This window comes from Salinicoccus sp. HZC-1, assembly GCF_046736035.1.
Taxonomy (GTDB): Bacteria; Bacillota; Bacilli; order Staphylococcales; family Salinicoccaceae; genus Salinicoccus.
Window position 1 is genome coordinate 2,661,266 of sequence record NZ_CP177130.1, and the last position, 17,669, is coordinate 2,678,934.

General features: G+C 45.5%; 20 protein-coding genes. 2 read left to right on the forward strand and 18 right to left on the reverse strand.

The window, feature by feature from the left end; genetic code table 11:
- Positions 1-53 precede the first annotated feature (53 nt).
- The 14 genes from nusG to radA form a co-directional block, all read right to left on the reverse strand.
- Positions 54-593 carry a transcription termination/antitermination protein NusG gene (nusG, locus tag ACKRAT_RS13745; RefSeq protein ID WP_411842944.1) on the reverse strand — a complete coding sequence of 180 codons (540 nt, stop codon included), beginning with the start codon at positions 591-593 and terminating at the stop codon, positions 54-56.
- 19 nt (positions 594-612) lie between these two features.
- A complete protein-coding gene (gene secE / locus ACKRAT_RS13750; protein WP_017549978.1) occupies positions 613-789 on the reverse strand; it encodes a preprotein translocase subunit SecE in 177 nt (58 codons plus the stop codon).
- Between the two features lie 19 nt (positions 790-808).
- Complete coding sequence (rpmG, locus tag ACKRAT_RS13755) at positions 809-946, reverse strand: 50S ribosomal protein L33 (protein ID WP_411842945.1); 138 nt, start codon at positions 944-946, stop codon at positions 809-811.
- A 37-nt stretch (positions 947-983) separates the two neighbouring features.
- Positions 984-1,622, reverse strand: a complete 639-nt coding sequence (locus ACKRAT_RS13760; protein ID WP_411842946.1) for a sigma factor — start codon at positions 1,620-1,622, stop codon at positions 984-986.
- A gap of 62 nt (positions 1,623-1,684) precedes the next feature.
- Entirely contained in the window at positions 1,685-2,212 is a 528-nt protein-coding gene (locus tag ACKRAT_RS13765) for an NYN domain-containing protein (RefSeq protein WP_411842947.1), read from the reverse strand.
- 2 nt (positions 2,213-2,214) lie between these two features.
- Positions 2,215-2,955, reverse strand: a complete 741-nt coding sequence (gene rlmB, locus ACKRAT_RS13770) for a 23S rRNA (guanosine(2251)-2'-O)-methyltransferase RlmB (protein WP_411842948.1) — start codon at positions 2,953-2,955, stop codon at positions 2,215-2,217.
- Complete coding sequence (locus ACKRAT_RS13775) at positions 2,948-3,352, reverse strand: Mini-ribonuclease 3 (protein ID WP_411842949.1); 405 nt, start codon at positions 3,350-3,352, stop codon at positions 2,948-2,950. Before ACKRAT_RS13775 ends, rlmB begins: the two co-directional genes overlap by 8 nt.
- Positions 3,345-4,739, reverse strand: a complete 1,395-nt coding sequence (gene cysS / locus ACKRAT_RS13780) for a cysteine--tRNA ligase (RefSeq protein WP_411842950.1) — start codon at positions 4,737-4,739, stop codon at positions 3,345-3,347. Before cysS ends, ACKRAT_RS13775 begins: the two co-directional genes overlap by 8 nt.
- Positions 4,723-5,379, reverse strand: a complete 657-nt coding sequence (gene cysE, locus ACKRAT_RS13785) for a serine O-acetyltransferase (protein WP_411842951.1) — start codon at positions 5,377-5,379, stop codon at positions 4,723-4,725. Before cysE ends, cysS begins: the two co-directional genes overlap by 17 nt.
- Before the next feature lie 272 nt (positions 5,380-5,651).
- Positions 5,652-7,106 carry a glutamate--tRNA ligase gene (gene gltX / locus ACKRAT_RS13790; RefSeq protein ID WP_411844467.1) on the reverse strand — a complete coding sequence of 485 codons (1,455 nt, stop codon included), beginning with the start codon at positions 7,104-7,106 and terminating at the stop codon, positions 5,652-5,654.
- Positions 7,103-7,588 (reverse strand): 2-C-methyl-D-erythritol 2,4-cyclodiphosphate synthase, encoded by a 486-nt coding sequence (gene ispF / locus ACKRAT_RS13795; RefSeq protein ID WP_411842952.1) that lies wholly within the window; start codon positions 7,586-7,588, stop codon positions 7,103-7,105. Before ispF ends, gltX begins: the two co-directional genes overlap by 4 nt.
- Positions 7,581-8,267 (reverse strand): 2-C-methyl-D-erythritol 4-phosphate cytidylyltransferase, encoded by a 687-nt coding sequence (gene ispD / locus ACKRAT_RS13800; protein ID WP_411842953.1) that lies wholly within the window; start codon positions 8,265-8,267, stop codon positions 7,581-7,583. The genes ispF and ispD overlap by 8 nt, the downstream gene beginning before the upstream one ends.
- Positions 8,264-9,322: a PIN/TRAM domain-containing protein gene (locus tag ACKRAT_RS13805; RefSeq protein WP_411842954.1), complete on the reverse strand. Its 1,059-nt coding sequence runs from the start codon at positions 9,320-9,322 to the stop codon at positions 8,264-8,266. Before ACKRAT_RS13805 ends, ispD begins: the two co-directional genes overlap by 4 nt.
- Positions 9,323-9,345: 23 nt before the next feature.
- Positions 9,346-10,716 carry a DNA repair protein RadA gene (radA, locus tag ACKRAT_RS13810; RefSeq protein WP_411842955.1) on the reverse strand — a complete coding sequence of 457 codons (1,371 nt, stop codon included), beginning with the start codon at positions 10,714-10,716 and terminating at the stop codon, positions 9,346-9,348.
- A gap of 199 nt (positions 10,717-10,915) precedes the next feature.
- On the opposite strand from radA, the gene ACKRAT_RS13815 reads away from it, so the two are divergent.
- A complete protein-coding gene (locus tag ACKRAT_RS13815; RefSeq protein WP_411842956.1) occupies positions 10,916-11,500 on the forward strand; it encodes a protein-L-isoaspartate(D-aspartate) O-methyltransferase in 585 nt (194 codons plus the stop codon).
- Positions 11,501-11,567: 67 nt separating this feature from the next.
- Here the strand turns inward: ACKRAT_RS13815 and ACKRAT_RS13820 are convergent, their stop codons facing one another.
- Genes ACKRAT_RS13820 through ACKRAT_RS13835 form a run of 4 tightly spaced genes read right to left on the reverse strand, consistent with a single transcriptional unit; the run spans position 11,568 to position 16,017 of the window.
- Positions 11,568-14,006 (reverse strand): ATP-dependent Clp protease ATP-binding subunit, encoded by a 2,439-nt coding sequence (locus ACKRAT_RS13820; RefSeq protein WP_411842957.1) that lies wholly within the window; start codon positions 14,004-14,006, stop codon positions 11,568-11,570.
- 2 nt (positions 14,007-14,008) lie between these two features.
- Entirely contained in the window at positions 14,009-15,037 is a 1,029-nt protein-coding gene (locus ACKRAT_RS13825; protein ID WP_411842958.1) for a hypothetical protein, read from the reverse strand.
- Positions 15,024-15,545, reverse strand: coding sequence for a UvrB/UvrC motif-containing protein (locus ACKRAT_RS13830; RefSeq protein ID WP_411842959.1), 522 nt, complete (start codon positions 15,543-15,545; stop codon positions 15,024-15,026). Before ACKRAT_RS13830 ends, ACKRAT_RS13825 begins: the two co-directional genes overlap by 14 nt.
- A gap of 4 nt (positions 15,546-15,549) precedes the next feature.
- Positions 15,550-16,017 carry a CtsR family transcriptional regulator gene (locus tag ACKRAT_RS13835; RefSeq protein WP_411842960.1) on the reverse strand — a complete coding sequence of 156 codons (468 nt, stop codon included), beginning with the start codon at positions 16,015-16,017 and terminating at the stop codon, positions 15,550-15,552.
- Positions 16,018-16,216: 199 nt separating this feature from the next.
- Here ACKRAT_RS13835 and ACKRAT_RS13840 point away from each other — a divergent pair, with 199 nt between their 5' ends.
- Positions 16,217-17,431 carry a NupC/NupG family nucleoside CNT transporter gene (locus ACKRAT_RS13840; RefSeq protein ID WP_411842961.1) on the forward strand — a complete coding sequence of 405 codons (1,215 nt, stop codon included), beginning with the start codon at positions 16,217-16,219 and terminating at the stop codon, positions 17,429-17,431.
- Positions 17,432-17,669: the final 238 nt, after the last annotated feature.

Here is a 17,669-nt window from a genome sequence, read left to right on the forward strand (position 1 = left end):
AAAATTCGACCATAATAATATATCATTTCTACGTATGAATTACAAGTGACTTATTACAATTTCTCAATTTGGTCGAATTCGACCTCAACTGGTGTTTCACGTCCGAACATTTCAACAAGAACAGTAAGTTTGTAACGCTCTTCATCAATCGAACTGATCTGGCCCGCCTGGTTTTTAAACGGCCCATCAACGATGCTTACCGATTCGCCGACTTCAACTTCGAAATCTACTGTACGTTCAACCATACCCATGGATTTCAAGATGAATTTAGCCTCATCCGGCAGCAGTGGATTCGGTTTGCTTCCCGCGCCCTGCGAACCTACAAATCCTGTGACCCCCGGCGTATTTCTTACTATATACCAGGATTCGTCAGTCATCACGAGTTCTACAAGAACGTAACCCGGGAATGTTTTCTTCATCGCAGTTTTACGCTTGCCATCTTTAACAGTTGTCTCTTCCTCTTCAGGAATGACCACTCTAAAGATCTGCTCCTGCATATTCATGGACTCGACGCGTGCTTCGAGGTTTTTCCTTACTTTGTTTTCATATCCGGAATAAGTGTGAACAGCATACCAATTCTTTTCTCCTGACATAGCAGTATCTCTCCTTTTATTACATTAAGTCTATGATAGCGGAGATACCCAGGTCCAGCGCGTAAAAGAACGCCAGAAAGAATATCACTGTGAGCATGACGACCGTAGTATAACGGACCGTCTCCTGACCTGTCGGCCAGCTTACTTTTTTCATTTCGCTAACGACATTCTGTAGGAAATTTTTATTATTAGCCATTTTTTGTTTCCTCCTGTAATCAGATGGAACTCTTATGAGTCGTATGCCGGCTGCATGTTTTGCAGTATTTCTTAATAGCGAGCCTTTCATTATGCTCAGTCTGTGTCGTATAGTTACGCGACCCGCATTCAGTGCATAGCAATGCCACTTTCATCATAAAATCCTCATTTCAATTCTAATTTACTATAACGATTTCAGGCCATGTTGTCAAATGGCTCACCGGGTTCGACGTCAAGAACAAGCCGTTCCTTTTTACGTCTTATTCTATACAGGCTGTTTGATACAGTTTTTCTTTTCAGTTTCAATTCTTCAGATATGCCGTCAATCGACCAGCCATTTCTAAACAATGTGAGGATCTTCTTCTCAAGTGGCGAGCAGACACTTTTATCACCGAGCAGATATGTAAGCTGCTCTTCTTTGACCAGCAGATCCATCGGATTTACAGTATCGGAATCCGCGCAGTCCCCGACTTCAAGGTTGATCGACCGGTCTTTTCGGACATACTCTTTTTTCCTGGCGGAATTATAATCCCTGATACGTGAAATCATTTCAAAACGGATGGAACGCATTACGTAATGACGGTACCTCCCAAGGTCACATTCGTACCGGTAACACAGACGGAGCGCAGACTCCATCATATCCTGCTCAACATCTTCCCTGTCATTGTATGTACTCGAATACTTATAGCTCATCCGGATAACCTGGGGCCTTAAATATTGATCTATGGTATCGAACGCTTTCATATCTCCGTCATAAACCTGAAGGGCCAGACGGTCCAATTTGTCATCCATACTTTCTTTTATAATAAAGTGAAAGCTCGCAATGCGGTACAAAATAATCCCTCCTATACTATGTTAAACAAATGATAAGAGGGATCCACTTTTAATTCAATATGTCAGAAACGGCCACGCCGCCATTTTTCAAGTTTTGCATGGACATCTTCGCCAATATCTATTTTCTGCCTTGGCATTTTTTCGTTAATCGCGTCTACTCTTTTACTGATATTTTTTTCGGCTTCCGACAACACCATCCACATCTCCCTTGAAGAGATCCGGTAGGCACCTTGCGCAAATATCGCATTCTGTTCTGTCAGATCACTCGTCACCACACTGATTTCACACAGATGAGGATGATAGTTATTATGAACAAATCTTTCGATATACTCGTCTGCCGTTTCTTTTTCTTTCGTATATACTATTGTCACTCCATGGAAATCGACTACACTTTCTTTCGACTTCACTTCATAGGCATCAAATACACAAATGATTTCATAAGTTGCAACAGACTGGTACTCGGACAATGCAGCAAGCACTTTTTCCCTGGGAATCTCCATGGAATGAAGGGATTCACGGTGAAGTTCCTTGTTTGCCCCGATCAGATTATAGCCGTCCACTACGAGCAGACGCCGCTTCTTCCGCCTCATGACTATTCACTTCCGGCGGGATTCTGTTTGCGGAACACTTCATACATCAGAAGTGCTGCAGACACTGATGCATTCAAGCTTGTAATATGGCCCACCATCGGGATTTGAAGGATGAAATCGCATTTCTCCAAAGTTTTTTTGCTGATTCCTTTCCCCTCACTGCCGATGATCAAAGCCGTATTCACATCGGCTGCAAGGTCGCGGTAATCCATCGCGCCCTTTCCGTCACTTCCGGCAACCCAGAATCCTTTTTCTTTGAGCCGATCGATCGTCTGATTGATATTTGTCACTCTGGCTACGGGCACATGTTCAATCGCGCCTGTTGACGTTCTCGCAACGGTATCCGTCAATTGAACCGATCTGCGGTTCGGAATGATCACCCCGTCAAAACCTGTGGCATCACACGTCCTCAAAATCGATCCCAGGTTATGCGGGTCTTCCAGGCCATCAAGAATAACTACATTCGCCTGCTTGCCTTCAATATTCTCAAGCAGTTTTTCAAGCGGCATGTATTCGTGCGGACTCGCAAGAGCTACCACACCCTGGTGGCGTTCATCGGTCATGCCGTCTATCTTATTTTTCGGGACGGTCTGGACAACAATTTTTCGGTTTTTTGCTATATCCAATATTTCTCTGATCTGGCCTTTATTGACCGAATCCTGTATCAGTAGTTTATTGATATCAGCATCACTGCTGAGCGCCTCTTTCACTGCATGGCGTCCGGCGATTACGGAATCACTCATCGTCATCCCTCCTTCTTTCTATGATTTTTTCCATCAGAACTTCTATACGTTCATGCTCATCATGCAAATCCAGCCAGCCGATCAATGCTTCTATCCCCGAAGCATTGCGGTATTCTTTAATCGTTGCATTTTTGGCGCGTGTGGCACTCGATTTGTTGCGTGCGCGCTTAGCGACATCCCATTCTTCCGGTGTCAAAACCGCTTCACTCCTCAAATAAAGCAGTGCTTCGGACTGCGCCCGTGCACTGACCAGCTTATTGGCTTCCCTATGCAGCTGATCCGGTTTCAAGTATGGTTTTTCTTTTATCAGAAATGTACGGATGTGCACGGCAAATATCGCATCTCCCAAAAATGCCAGTGACAGTGGCGGGACATCTTCTATAGTGAACTTAGCCACGTCGGAATCGCACACCTTCCTTGGTATCCTCCAATACGATACCTTGTTCTTTCAGCATATCGCGAATTTCATCCGCGCGTTCGAAATCCCTGTCTCTCCTTGCAGCGTTGCGCTCTTCGATCAATGCTTCAACTTCTTCATCAAGCAGAATCTTCTCCTGGGTCAATTTCACACCCAGAACCTCGCTGAACACATCAAATGCTTCGACGAAAACTTCAAGCACTGCTTTATCCGTCGTTGCCTGGCGCATATATTTGTTGAGCTCAGTTGCAAGTTCATGCCAGACGGTAATGGCATTGGCAGTGTTGAAATCATCATCCATGTGCCGCTCAAACGAAGCGGTTTTCTCATCGACCAGATTCTTGAACACCTCGTCATCACCGCTGCCCACTGACGTTTCCATACGCTCTTTCGCCTGGGTGTAGCTGGACTGGATGCGTTCCAGACCGGCTGCCGCCGCTTCCACCAGTTCGCGGTTATAGTTGATCGGGTTGCGGTAATGTACGCTGATCATAAAGAATCTGAGTACATTCGGATCGATTTCCTTAATGATGTCATGCACCAGAATAAAGTTCCCGAGTGATTTGGACATCTTTTCGTTATCGATATTGATGTAGCCGTTATGCATCCAGTAATTTGAGAATGTTGCATCCGTCATACATTCACTTTGTGCTATCTCATTCTCATGGTGCGGGAAAGTCAGATCTTGTCCGCCCGCATGAATATCAATGGTATCCCCCAGGTGATGGCGCGCCATCACGCTGCATTCAATGTGCCAGCCCGGACGGCCTTCCCCCCATGGGGAATCCCACTTTATTTCACCTTGTTTCGCCTGTTTCCACAGCACGAAGTCGAGCGGGTCTTCTTTCTTTTCACCGGATTCGATCCTTGCCCCGACCTTCAGATCATTCACTGATTGATGGGAAAGCTTGCCGTACTCGTCAAAGGAGCGGGTTTTAAAATAAACATCGCCATCCGATTCATAGGCATGCCCTTTATCGACCAGCACTTTGATGAATTCGATGATGTCATCCATATGGTCCATCACTCTCGGATGTTCAGTTGCCCGCTTCACATTGAGTGCACCGGTATCTTCGAAAAATGCATCGATGAACCTGTCCGCAATGGCAGGCACTTCTTCCTTAAGTTCAATAGAGGCTTTGATGAGTTTATCATCCACATCGGTGAAATTGGAGACATAGTTCACGTCATACCCTTTATACTCCAAATAACGTCTTACTGTATCAAACGCAATGGCAGGCCTTGCGTTGCCGATATGGATATAGTTGTAGACCGTCGGACCACACACGTACATTTTCACTTTGCCTTCTTCCATCGGCTTGAATTCTTCTTTTTGTCTCGTTAAAGAGTTAAATATGCGAACCATTCTCTACCTCGTTTCTGACTTCATTTCTAAAGTCCCTGATTTCATCTTCTATCCCCAGAATCATATCCAGAATCGGATCCGGCAGATCAGTCTGGTTCAAGTCCCGGGCATTTTTCACTTTTTCGCCGGCCTGTTTGACCACATGCCCCGGAATACCGACGACGGTGGAATCACGGGGTACATCGTGCAATACCACCGAATTGGCACCCACTTTTGAATTTTCATGTATGCGGATATTGCCCAATATTTTTGCACCGGCGGCGACCAGAACATTGTCATCTACATCCGGATGCCTCTTCTTCTCTTCTTTACCCGTACCGCCAAGAGTCACGCCCTGGTAGATCGTCACATTGTTGCCGATACGGCATGTTTCCCCGATTACGGTTCCCATGCCATGGTCGATGAAAATCCTTCTGCCTATTTGAGCACCGGGATGAATTTCAATACCGGTGATAAAACGGCTCACCTGTGAGATTATGCGGGCACTCGTCGTAAAGTTCTTTTTATAGAGCCTGTGCGCCAGCAGGTGTGACCATACTGCGTGAAGCCCGGAATACGTAAAGAATACTTCAAGACCGTTTTTTGCCGCCGGGTCCATTTCAAGCACCATGTCGATGTCTTCCTTTATTCTTCCAAACATTGCTCGTCCCTCCTAGTCTGATAATCCAAATAAAAAACCCCTGTCCCAATAATAGGACAGAGGCGCAATTTGCACGGTTCCACTCTGCTTGCAGTCTGTATCATCTGCACTTTAAAGTTATGGAATTATATATAGAGGGCAATTCTGATCGGTGACCGGTCATCCTTTCAGCATCCGGATAATCTCTGGTTTCCGTCAATGATCATACTTAAAGTCTCTATATCGTCTTTATCATAATCCATATGCATGAGGCCTGCAAGCTGTTTGTCTGCTTACTTGAGTTTTGCGATGCGGCTCAGCGTTTTTTCTTTGCCGATCAGGGAAATGGTATCCGGAAGTTCCGGCCCTTTCGTCTGGCCGGTAACAGCCACACGGATCGGCATGAAGAGTTTCTTGCCTTTATAGCCGGTCGATTTCTGGACATCTTTGATCGCAGCTTTGATCGTCTGGGGAGAGAAATCTTCCAACTCGCCAAAACGTGAATGGAGGGCTGTCATCAATTCCGGGATATGCTCATCCGAAATCACTGCATTCGCCGCTTCATCGAATTCAATATCTTCTTTGAAGAACTGCTCGGAAAGCGTTGTGATCTCTCCCGCAAAACTCATCTGTTCCTGGTAGAGTGCTACTAGTTTACGCGCCCAGTCCAATTCTGCTTCGGAAGCATTCTCCTCTACAAGTCCTTCTTTGATCAGATGCGGCAATGCCATTTCAAATACGGTTTCTGTATCTTTCTCTTTCATGTACTGGTTGTTGATCCAAGTCAGTTTCTGCTTATCGAAGAACGCAGGGGATTTGGACAGACGCTTTTCATCGAATAATTCAATGAACTCTTCCTTGGAGAAAATCTCTTCCTCCCCTTCAGGCGTCCATCCGAGCAGAGCGATAAAGTTGAACAATGCTTCAGGCAGATAGCCCAAATCCTTGTACTGCTCGATAAACTGGATGATTGAACCATCACGTTTGGACAATTTCTTCTTGTCTTCGTTAACGATAAGCGTCATATGGCCGAACTTCGGTTCTTCCCAGCCAAATGCCTCATAGACCATCTGCTGTTTAGGCGTATTGGAAATGTGGTCGTCTCCGCGGAGGACATGGGAAATTTCCATGAAGTGGTCATCCACCACTACCGCAAAGTTGTAGGTCGGAACACCGTCTTTTTTAACGATGACCCAGTCGCCGATACCGTTGGATTCAAATGATACATCCCCTTTGACGATGTCATTGAACGTGTATGTTTTATCTTTCGGGACCCGGAGTCTGATGCTTGGTTCCCGGCCTTCTGCAACCAGCGCCTTTTCTTCTTCCTCAGTCAAGCCGGCATGCTGGCCGCCATAGCGCGGCATTTCCCCGCGGGCAATCTGTGCCTCGCGCTCAGCTTCCAGCTCTTCGGAAGTCATGTAGCAGCGGTAAGCTTTACCTTCATCCAGCAGCTGCTGGACAAGCGGATCATAAATATGTCCGCGTTCAGACTGACGGTAAGGTCCGTATCCGCCATCTTTATCAACACTCTCGTTCCATTCAAGACCGAGCCATTTTAAATAATGAAGCTGGGATTCTTCTCCTGTTTCCACGTTTCTCGCCTTATCAGTATCCTCGATACGGATGATGAAATCTCCATTGTAACGACGTGCAAACAAATAGTTGAACAATGCAGATCTTGCATTGCCTATGTGCAAGTATCCTGTGGGACTTGGCGCATATCTCACTCTGACTTTATCCATTATGATTCCTCCATTTTTTCAAGTAGAACGACCGCTTCAGACGCGATCCCTTCGCCTCTGCCGGTAAAACCGAGCTTTTCTGTAGTAGTCGCCTTAATATTAACATTACCCGGGTCCGTGTTCAAAATAGATGCAGACACTTCACGCATCTCATCTATATACCGTCTGAACTTCGGCTTTTCAGCCATAATTACAGCATCAATATTACCCAGCCTGTATCCTTTTCGTTCCATCATATCCACAACTTCGGACAACAGCACTTTCGAATCCATATCCTTAAATGCTTTATCAGTGTCCGGGAAAAACTTGCCGATGTCCCCGAGCGCCAGCGCACCAAGGATCGCATCCGCCATCGTATGAAGCAGAACGTCGGCATCCGAGTGCCCCTTCAATCCACGGTCATGTGGAATTTCAATTCCGCCGATGATGAGCGGCCTGCCTGCGGCGAATGCATGGACGTCAAAACCGTGACCAATTCTAAACATCTAATTCACTCTCTTTCCTCAGAATGGATTCAGCGACTTTAAGGTCTTCTTCAGTCGTTATTTTAATATTATCATAAGTGGATGGTACGACATGCACCACATTGCCCAATGCTTCCACCATCATCGAGTCGTCTGTCACCGCAAGGTTACTGTCAACAGCATTCCTATGCGCGTCCATGATCAGATCGTACCGGAAAGCCTGCGGCGTATGGACGATGACCACCGCTTCCCTGTCCACCGTTTCCTGCACCTGACTGTTTGAAATCCTCTTAAGTGTATCTTTGGGTTTCACCCCGCAGATCGCCGCGTCATGTTTAACGACTGCTTCTGACAGTGCGTTCAGGGTTTCCGGCCTCACAAATGGTCTTGCGCCATCATGGATGAATACATATTCCGTCGGCTCGATCGCCTGCAGTGCGTTAAAGATACTGTCCTGACGCTCGATGCCGCCGATATGAATCCCTTTCACTTTCGAAAGTCCGCCCAGCATTTCACGCAGACTGCCTATCTCGCCTGCTCTGCCGGCAAGGTGAATCGCTTCACAGTTGGGATCATTCTGGAACTTTTCGACCGTCATACGTATAATCGGCGTTTCACCGATTTTGATAAATATTTTATTAAAGTTAATTCCCATGCGGCTGCCCATTCCTGCAGCCGGAATTATTGCTGTATATTTCATTTCTTTCTCGCTTTCTTAGCAAAAATGATTCGGCCTGAATTCGTTTGAAGCACACTCGTTACTTCAATGGTAACCGTTTGGTTTATCAACGGTTTACCTTCTTCGACGACAACCATTGTACCGTCTTCCAGATAGCCGACACCCTGATTTTCTTCTTTACCCGCTTTTGATATGAGCAAATTAAATTCGTCTCCCTGAACAACGACCATTTTAATGGAATCAGAGAGTTCATTGACATTAAGGACTTTAATCTGATGAAGCTGGCAAATTTTATTGAGGTTATAATCCGTTGTAATGATCGCCCCTTTTTCGGCCTTTGCCAAATCGATCAATTGATGATCGACATCCAGCTTTTCATAATTGATCGGCATAATGCTGACATTTTCGCTCAAATCCTGCAAAGCATTCAGCATATCGAGGCCGCGCTGGCCTTTATCCCGCTTTATTGGATCAGTTGCGTCTGCAATAAGCTGAAGTTCATCCAGCACGAACTGAGGGATGACCAGCTCTCCTTCAACAAATCCCGTCTTCGTCACATCCACTATTCTACCATCAATAATTGCACTCGTATCAAGAAATTTCTTCTGACCGGCAACCACTTCTCCAGAACCATTTCCAACAGTATTCCTCGGAAACAGATCAAGTACTTCGCTAATTTTCTTAAGACCAATCTGGAAGCCCAGATAACCGAGGACCACCGCAAGGACAAACGGAATAATGTCACCGAAGATAGGAATATTCATAGTATTTATCAATAATGAAATTAAGACAGCAATTAAAAGTCCTATGATCATTCCCAATGTGGCGGATACTATTTCCGAAAGGTTGCGGTTCATAATCAGCCCTTCACCTTTTCTTATCAAGGATTCAAACTTCGGCACCGTCCAGAGGAATAATAGCATGAAAAGTATCCCGCCAATGACTCCGTACACAAGAACATTGCCTACAATTGCGGGCAGATCCACCGGCAGCAGCTGAGCAAGTTCAGGGAGCAGCCAGACTCCGAGTGAAATCCCTATAAGAAAATAAAGCACATATAACAAATATTTCAGCATAATTACTCCACCTCCTTATCATTTTATTTTACTGCCGTTTTCAAGGCGTCTTTCAACGTTTGTGCCCCGATGACTTCAATCCCTTCAGGCACATTCAGATCTTTCATATTCGAGGATGGAATGATTGCGCGTTTGAATCCCAGCTTCGCCGCTTCAATCAACCGCTGGTCAATTTTCGTCACGCGTCTTACTTCACCGGTCAGCCCGACCTCGCCGATAAAACAGTCATCGCCCCGTACCGCTGCGCCTTTAAAGCTTGATGCGATACTGATGATGACGCTCAGGTCCACCGCCGGCTCTTCCAGTTTACCACCGCCGGCAACTTTGATATAGGCATCGTGCTGCTGCATGAGCAGACCTTCACTTTTTTCAAGCACTGCCATAAGAAGTGACAGGCGGTTCTGGTCTATTCCCGTTGCCATCCGCCTCGGATTATGGAAATGCGTGGGAGTAACGAGCGCCTGTACTTCCACAAGCATTGCCCGTGTGCCTTCCATGGTTGCGACAATCGCAGAACCCGGTACATTTTTGGAGCGTTCCTCCAAAAAGATCTCCGACGGATTCAGTACCTCTGTAAGACCGACGTTCTTCATTTCGAACATACCCATTTCGTTCGTTGAACCGAAACGATTTTTCACAGCTCTTAGAATACGGTAGGTATGATGCTGATCCCCTTCAAAATAAAGTACTGTATCCACCATGTGTTCCAGCATTCTAGGACCGGCAATCTGCCCTTCTTTCGTTACATGGCCGACAATGAACGTTGCAATGTTGCCGTTTTTAGCGATATTCATAAGACTTTGTGTACATTCACGAACTTGTGCAACACTGCCTGGAGCACTTGTGACATCTGGATTGAATACGGTTTGTATGGAGTCGATGATGAGAAAATCCGGTTTGGTGTTCTTGATTTCATCGTGGATATGGAAGAGATTCGTTTCACTATATACATTAAGATTATCACTTGCTTCTATCAAACGGTCTGCTCGTAATTTTATCTGCTCGAGTGACTCTTCTCCCGATACATAGAGCACTTCATGTTTCTCGGATAATTTCAGGGCTGTCTGAAGCAGAATGGTAGATTTACCAATCCCCGGATCTCCGCCGATGAGTATCAGTGAACCGTCTACGATGCCGCCGCCGAGAACACGGTCGAATTCACCGCTCTGAGTAAGTGTTCTGGGCGTGTGACTCTGCTTGACACGATCAAGTTTGCGGCTGCGCTGCCGTTCCTTCTGTTCCGGTTTGCCGAACGTCCCCCTGCCTGCAGTCTCTTTGTGAACCAGCTTTTCCTCCATCTGGTTCCACGCTCCGCAGTTTGGACACTTCCCTGCCCACTTCGGAGACTCATAGCCACAGGCCATACATTCAAATACATTTTTCGCTTTAGCCATCAGGCATTATTCCTCCAATTTTATTTAAGTTTATTATTCCTATTGTATTACTATTTAATATAATTTTAAAGCATGCACCACTCATATCCCATTTAATATTTAATGAAGAGAAATATTGAACGGGGATTTCTGCCAATGTAAAGGAACCGCATGATTTCGCGAAAAACCGGGTATTCATTTAAAAAGGCAGGTGAATTTCATGGGATACTCCAAAAAAGAGATTACTGCATTCTTCCACAGGCTGGACCGGAGTAAATTCATGGACAGTAACAAGGAAGCGGCAGAATTTGACAGACCTTTCCCCATTGGCCATGGACAGACAATCTCCCAGCCTTCCCTTGTATTAGATATGACGCTCCACCTTGACCTTGCAGAAGGCGATAAGGTATTGGAGATAGGAACCGGCTCCGGCTTCCAGACCGCACTTCTTGCAGGGTTTGCAGAAAGCGTCTATACCGTCGAACGGATTGAAGCACTTTACCAGAAGGTTCAAGAACGGCTGGCCGCAGAAGGATATTCCAATGTCCATTTCCATTTGGGCGACGGCAGTCTGGGCTGGAAAAAGCATGCACCCTATGACAGGATCATGGTCACTGCCGCTGCCAAAGAAGTGCCCCGTGCCCTTACCGACCAGCTGTCACCCGGCGGGAAAATGATTATTCCCATCGGTGATTCTTTCAGTCAGGAACTTCAATTGATCGAAAAGAGCGAGGAAGGCAGAATCCACACTTCATTTATCGAACATGTGCTGTTTGTTGAGCTTCGGGAAGATGATATGGAATAGTCCGTCAGGCAATAAAAGCCATGGGCTCTTCGATTACAAGGGCCCATGGCTTTTTTAAAATGATATGCTATTCCACTGTTTCTTTCTTCTCGGTTTGAACATCAAACTCTTCATCTTTATAATCGATTGTCACGACTCTGTCTTCCAGCTCCTCACCGGACAGTAATGATTCACTCAATCTGTCTTCGATGTGGCGCTGGATTGAACGGGCAAGCGGTCTTGCACCGTATTCCGGATCGTAACCGTCGTCGGCGATCTTCTCTTTTGCCGCTTCCGTCACTTCAAGATGAATCTCCTGATCGACAAGTCGTTCTTTAAGCTGGTCAATCATGAGTGACACGATTTTCTTAAGATGCTCTTTTTCAAGGCTGTGGAAGACAATGATATCGTCAACACGGTTGATGAACTCCGGACGGAATGTGTTCTTCATTTCTTTCATCATTGTGTTCCTGACCGTATCGTAGTCTCTGACATTTTCCGTCGTACCGAAACCAGCGAATTTTTGGTCTTTGAGTTCCTGCGCACCGATGTTGGATGTCATGACGATGATTGTGTTTCTGAAGTCTACAGTACGTCCATTGGAGTCTGTCAGACGTCCGTCATCCAGCACTTGCAGCAGCATGTTGAATACATCCGGGTGCGCTTTTTCAATCTCGTCGAACAGGATGAGTGAATATGGTTTCCTTCTCACTTTTTCAGTAAGCTGGCCCCCGTCATCATAACCTACATAACCAGGAGGTGAACCGACGAGCCTGGACACGGAATGTTTCTCCATGTACTCACTCATATCAACACGGATCATTGCATCTTCTTCACCGAACATCGCTTCGCTCAATGCTCTGGCAAGCTCGGTCTTACCTACACCTGTAGGTCCCAGGAAGATAAAGCTGCCGATTGGACGTTTAGGGTTTTTAAGTCCGGCACGGGCACGTCTGACCGCTTTGGAAATAGATCCGACCGCATCTTTTTGACCAATCACACGGTTGTGGAGGATGGATTCGAGATTCAATAATCTATCTGATTCCTCTTCAGCTATTTTGGATAATGGAATACCCGTGATGCTGCTGATCACCAGTTCAATATCACTCGTGGTCACAGACTGTGAGGCCTGGCCCTGTTCTTTCTTCCAGTTGTCTTCACGGTCTTCAAGCTCTTTTTCAAGTTTCGTCTGCTGATCGCGGAAATTCGCGGCTGCTTCAAACTCCTGGCTCTGCACCGCTGCATTCTTCTCTTTTTTGATTTCCTCCAGCTTATTCTCCAAGTCTTTCAGATCAGGCGGAGAAGTGTAGCTGCGGAGTCTCACTTTGGATGAAGCTTCATCGATAAGGTCGATCGCTTTATCCGGCAGGAACCTGTCCTGTACATAACGGGCACTCATTGTCACCGCTGCTTCCACCGCTTCATCGGTAATTGTGATTCTGTGATGGGCCTCATAGCGGTCGCGCAGGCCTTTAAGGATGAGAATCGCATCTTCCACATTAGGCTCATCCACCTGTACCGGCTGGAAACGGCGTTCAAGCGCTGCATCCTTCTCAATGTGCTTACGGTATTCTTCCAGCGTCGTCGCACCGATACATTGCATTTCACCGCGTGCGAGTGCTGGCTTAAGAATATTGGATGCGTCGATTGCACCTTCAGCACCGCCGGCACCAATAAGTGTGTGCAGCTCATCGATGAACAGAACTACGTTACCCGCCTTGTGGATTTCTTCCATGACTTTCTTCATACGTTCTTCAAACTCACCGCGATACTTGGTACCGGCTACTACCGTTCCCATATCCAGTGACATAACGCGTTTATCTTTAAGTGTCTCAGGCACTTCATTCTTAACGATCTGCTGTGCCAGCCCTTCGGCAATTGCTGTTTTACCGACACCGGGCTCACCGATTAATACCGGGTTGTTTTTCGTTCTTCTGCTCAGCACTTCGATTACACGTGTGATTTCCTTGGAACGTCCAATTACCGGATCCAGCATATCATCGCGGGCGATCTGTGTTAGATCACGTGCGAGTGAATCCAGTGTAGGTGTATTGTGATCTTTCTTCATATTCTCTTTTTGCTGGAATGAATCCGGATTGCCCAGCATTTTAATTACGGCAGCACGTGCTTTGGTAATATTTAAATCAAGATTGGATAATACGCGGGCAGCCACCCCTTCACTTTCACGGATCAGTCCCAGGAGCAGGTGCTCTGTACCAACAAAATTATGATGGAGTTTTCTCGCTTCATCCATTGAAAGTTCGATGACTTTCTTTGCTCTTGGTGTGTAATGGATGGATGATGACCCTTCAGAGCCTTCATTAATGAGGTTGAACACCTCTTCTTTAACTTTGTCTTCTGTAATATTGAATGATGCCAGCACTTTTGCTGCTATACCTTCATTTTCTTTAACGAGACCCAGGAGCAGGTGTTCTGTACCAATGTTGGAATGTTTGAGGCTAATCGCTTCTTCTTGCGCGTATGCAAGTACTTTCTGTGCGCGTTCTGTTAATCTGCCAAATAGCATATTCATTTCCCTCCTAATAATTCTCTCATAAGCGTTGCACGTTCTTCATCGACGGCCTGCTCAAGAGATGTATAGTCCTTACGCTGTGCATTGAGCCTCATTTTCAAAAAAGCAGGCTGGATCAGCTGGATCCATTTTTGGAACTTGAAATCATCATATTCCAAAATTTCTAAATCAATACCCAGTTTAACATCGCTCAGACATTTTGCCGTTTCTTTTAAAGACATCTTGTATGCGTGCTTCAGTATCCCGTATGAGCGGTATACTGAATCTTTTACGTCCAGAAGATGTTCACTTTGCAATCGTGAGCGCATCTCGAGTTCTTCTTCGATAATCTGTGATTTCAGCTGGGCCAGGTTATGGATGATTTCTTCCTCTGTCTGGCCGAGTGTAAGCTGATTTGATAATTGATAGATATGGCCCAGAGGAACGGACCCTTCTCCATATATACCTCTTAAAGTAAATCCGAAACGGTTTAAATTCCCTGCCAGCCGTTCAATTTTGCTGCCGAGTGATAAAGCGGGCAGATGGAGCATGATGGATGCCCGCATCCCTGTGCCCACATTGGTGGGACATGCAGTTAAATATCCGAACTTCTCATCAAAAGCGTAATCGACCACATCTTCCAGGGATTCATCTATCTCTTCGGCCTCTTTGTATAAATCCTGGATGGGGATGCCCGCGCCCATTGTCTGTATGCGGATATGATCTTCTTCATTGATCATGATGGACACCGATTCATCTTCATTGATGTAGCTGTGCAATCCCTGCCGCGTGAACAGAGGACTGATCAGATGTTTCTCAACGAGCAACGCCTTGTCTTCGAACTTCAGCATATTCATGGGCACCTTCTGATAATCTTCAAATACTGTACTTAATTTGTCCAATACAGAATCCAGCGCGTCTTCATCTCTCACCATATGCGGAAAAGGAATATGTTTAATATTTCTGGCGAGTCGTATTCTTGCTGACATTTCGACAGGCGATTCAACAGCGTTTTCAATCCACGGACTCACATTATTTTGCGTCATCCATTCCACCTGCCTTTTCCAATTCCTTGATTTCATCACGAATGACTGCCGCTTCCTCGAACTCTTGGGACTCGATGAGTTCTGACAGTTCCATCTTCAATTTTTCAATTTGCTTTTTCACTTTTATCTGTGACCGGGATTTCTTCGGCACTTTACCAATATGCTCTGTCTGGTGCGCCTGGACCCGTGTGATGATTTCAGGCACCTGTCCGTCAAATGAAGTGTAGCAGTCCGGGCAGCCGAATTTCCCGTTTTTTACAATTGTATCTATAGTGGAACCACACGTTTCACATTGTTTCCGGCGCCTTTGCTGCTGATGCATCGATTGCTGCTGTGAAAGTGATTTCAACAATTGGTGGATGTTAAAAGAGTCATCCGGATAGCTGAAGTCATTTTCGAAGGAAGCATTTGCACATCGCTCACACAAAAACTTCTCTGACTTGTCCAATCCGCTGCCTTTAGTAATATGGATGGTCGCTTCCCGTTCATTGCATGTCTCACATTTCATCCGATCACTCCTCGCTGTATAGAATAACGTCTATCACTCTTCTTAAAATGTTCGCCCTTAATGTATCGCGGTATGGAAGTTCCAGCATCAGTGTTTCCCGTTCTATCGCGGCATTTATAATTTTCGCTTCTTTAATCGTTATGACCGCATTTTCAAACATCGACTGTACAATACGATTTGCATTTTGTTCTGATACACCATCGCCAACGAGTTTTTGTAAATGGGCAAGATATTCAGCTTTTGAATGTGTTTCTACTTTGGTAATCCTTATATATCCCCCGCCGCCGCGCTTGCTTTCAACGGTATAGCCATGTTCGTTGGTAAAGCGGGTTTTGATGACATAATTTAACTGAGAGGGTACGCAATCAAATTTCTCTGCAATATGTGCCCTTTTAATTTCTACAACCTCTCCACCGGAGTCTTGGATCAGCTGTTTTAAATATTGCTCGATGATGTCCGACATATTACGCATTTCATCACCTCTTTTGACCTTCTTTGACTATAATTATATAATCTCATTTCCAATAAGGCAAATGTAAAGTTTTATCAATTCCCCCTTTATTTCTGTAAACGTTTGCATTATAATAAGCAAGGACCAATTTACAACGAGACCAGGCGCATGTCCTATATACATATTATATAATGTAAATAAAAATCATGAGGTGACCGTATTGAGTATACTACTCGGCATTATCGGCATTGCTTTTACACTGTTTTTAGCATGGATTGCCAGCAGCAACCGAAAAATTGCCTTCAGACACTGGAAGAATATTCTAGTCCTTCTTGTCGTCCAGCTTTTCTTTGCTTTCCTACTTCTTTCTACAGGCGCAGGACAGGCAGTTATTGAGGTGCTGGCAGACGCGTTTAACGTTCTGCTCGGATTCGCAGCGGAAGGTGTCGCATTTGTAATGGGAGATCTTACAACTTTAGAGGACGGCAGTCCCGCAGATGTGTTCTTCTTTAATGTGCTTCTGCCTATCATTGTAATTTCGGCATTGATCGGGATTTTGCAGTTTACTAAAATTCTTCCGCTCATCATTCGCGGACTGGGTATTCTGCTTACAAAAATAACCGGTATGGGGTACCTGGAATCGTATAACGGGGCCGCTTCCATGGTTCTGGGGCAATCCGAAGTATTCATTTCCCTGAAAAATCAGCTTGCAAAGCTGCCGAGACACAGGTTGTACACACTTTCCGCGCAATCTATGAGTTCCGTGTCATTATCCATTGTGGGTGCATACATGACCATGCTGGAACCGCAGTACGTCGTGACGGCGATTGTGCTTAACCTGTTCGGTGCATATGTTATTGTTCATGTCATCAATCCATATGAACTGACGGAAGAGGAAGAAGCAGCCACTGATATCGGCGAAAGCCCGGATGACGGTAAATCTTTCTTCCAGATTCTTGGGGACTACATCATGGATGGCGCAAAAGTCGCGATGACCGTTGCAGCAATGCTGGTCGGTTATATCGCTTTGATCGCTATTTTAAACGAAGCGTTCCTGCTCATTCCGGGTGTGAGCATTACATTCCAGGATGTTCTCGGCTACATCTTCATGCCAATCGCATTCCTGATTGGATTTCCTTGGTCCGAAGCACAGCAGGCCGGGAGCCTTATGGCTACAAAACTAATCACGAATGAATTCGTTGCGATGCTGGATTATACGGCAATTGCGGATGAATTCAGCCGCAAATCACAGGCAATGATTTCAGTATTCCTGGTTTCATTCGCCAACTTCTCAAGTATCGGTATCATCGCCGGTTCTGTTAAAGGGCTCCACAACGAAAGTGGAGACAAAGTCGCGAAGTTCGGTCTGAAACTCGTTTATGGTGCTTCACTCGTAAGTCTGCTTACAGCAACAATTGTTGGTTTCTTTGCATAATCCAACAAAGATTTCATTAAGAGGCCGGGGAATCTCCTCAGCCTCTTTTTTACTGTTAGTAAATAATTTTTCATTTTATCAAAAAGAGTATTATTCTCCCTGCATCAATGATTACTGCACTCCACATATCAACCTTTGTATTATATGCAGGCGAACCAGTTAAATGAGTCTAAATAATAGAATGCAATGCGTAAAAGCAAAGGGCCGGAAAAATCATTTTCCGGCCCTTTGCCTATTT

What these genes read in the sequence shown, in the direction of transcription:
- nusG (WP_411842944.1), bottom strand. Translation starts at nt 593, where the DNA reads ATGTCAGGAGAAAAGAATTGGTATGCTGTTCACACTTATTCCGGATAT.
- secE (WP_017549978.1), bottom strand. Translation starts at nt 789, where the DNA reads ATGGCTAATAATAAAAATTTCCTACAGAATGTCGTTAGCGAAATGAAA.
- rpmG (WP_411842945.1), bottom strand. Translation starts at nt 946, where the DNA reads ATGATGAAAGTGGCATTGCTATGCACTGAATGCGGGTCGCGTAACTAT.
- ACKRAT_RS13765 (WP_411842947.1), bottom strand. Translation starts at nt 2,212, where the DNA reads ATGAGGCGGAAGAAGCGGCGTCTGCTCGTAGTGGACGGCTATAATCTG.
- rlmB (WP_411842948.1), bottom strand. Translation starts at nt 2,955, where the DNA reads ATGAGTGATTCCGTAATCGCCGGACGCCATGCAGTGAAAGAGGCGCTC.
- cysS (WP_411842950.1), bottom strand. Translation starts at nt 4,739, where the DNA reads ATGGTTCGCATATTTAACTCTTTAACGAGACAAAAAGAAGAATTCAAG.
- cysE (WP_411842951.1), bottom strand. Translation starts at nt 5,379, where the DNA reads ATGTTTGGAAGAATAAAGGAAGACATCGACATGGTGCTTGAAATGGAC.
- ispF (WP_411842952.1), bottom strand. Translation starts at nt 7,588, where the DNA reads ATGTTTAGAATTGGTCACGGTTTTGACGTCCATGCATTCGCCGCAGGC.
- ispD (WP_411842953.1), bottom strand. Translation starts at nt 8,267, where the DNA reads ATGAAATATACAGCAATAATTCCGGCTGCAGGAATGGGCAGCCGCATG.
- ACKRAT_RS13805 (WP_411842954.1), bottom strand. Translation starts at nt 9,322, where the DNA reads ATGCTGAAATATTTGTTATATGTGCTTTATTTTCTTATAGGGATTTCA.
- radA (WP_411842955.1), bottom strand. Translation starts at nt 10,716, where the DNA reads ATGGCTAAAGCGAAAAATGTATTTGAATGTATGGCCTGTGGCTATGAG.
- ACKRAT_RS13815 (WP_411842956.1), top strand. Translation starts at nt 10,916, where the DNA reads ATGGGATACTCCAAAAAAGAGATTACTGCATTCTTCCACAGGCTGGAC.
- ACKRAT_RS13820 (WP_411842957.1), bottom strand. Translation starts at nt 14,006, where the DNA reads ATGCTATTTGGCAGATTAACAGAACGCGCACAGAAAGTACTTGCATAC.
- ACKRAT_RS13825 (WP_411842958.1), bottom strand. Translation starts at nt 15,037, where the DNA reads ATGACGCAAAATAATGTGAGTCCGTGGATTGAAAACGCTGTTGAATCG.
- ACKRAT_RS13830 (WP_411842959.1), bottom strand. Translation starts at nt 15,545, where the DNA reads ATGAAATGTGAGACATGCAATGAACGGGAAGCGACCATCCATATTACT.
- ACKRAT_RS13835 (WP_411842960.1), bottom strand. Translation starts at nt 16,017, where the DNA reads ATGCGTAATATGTCGGACATCATCGAGCAATATTTAAAACAGCTGATC.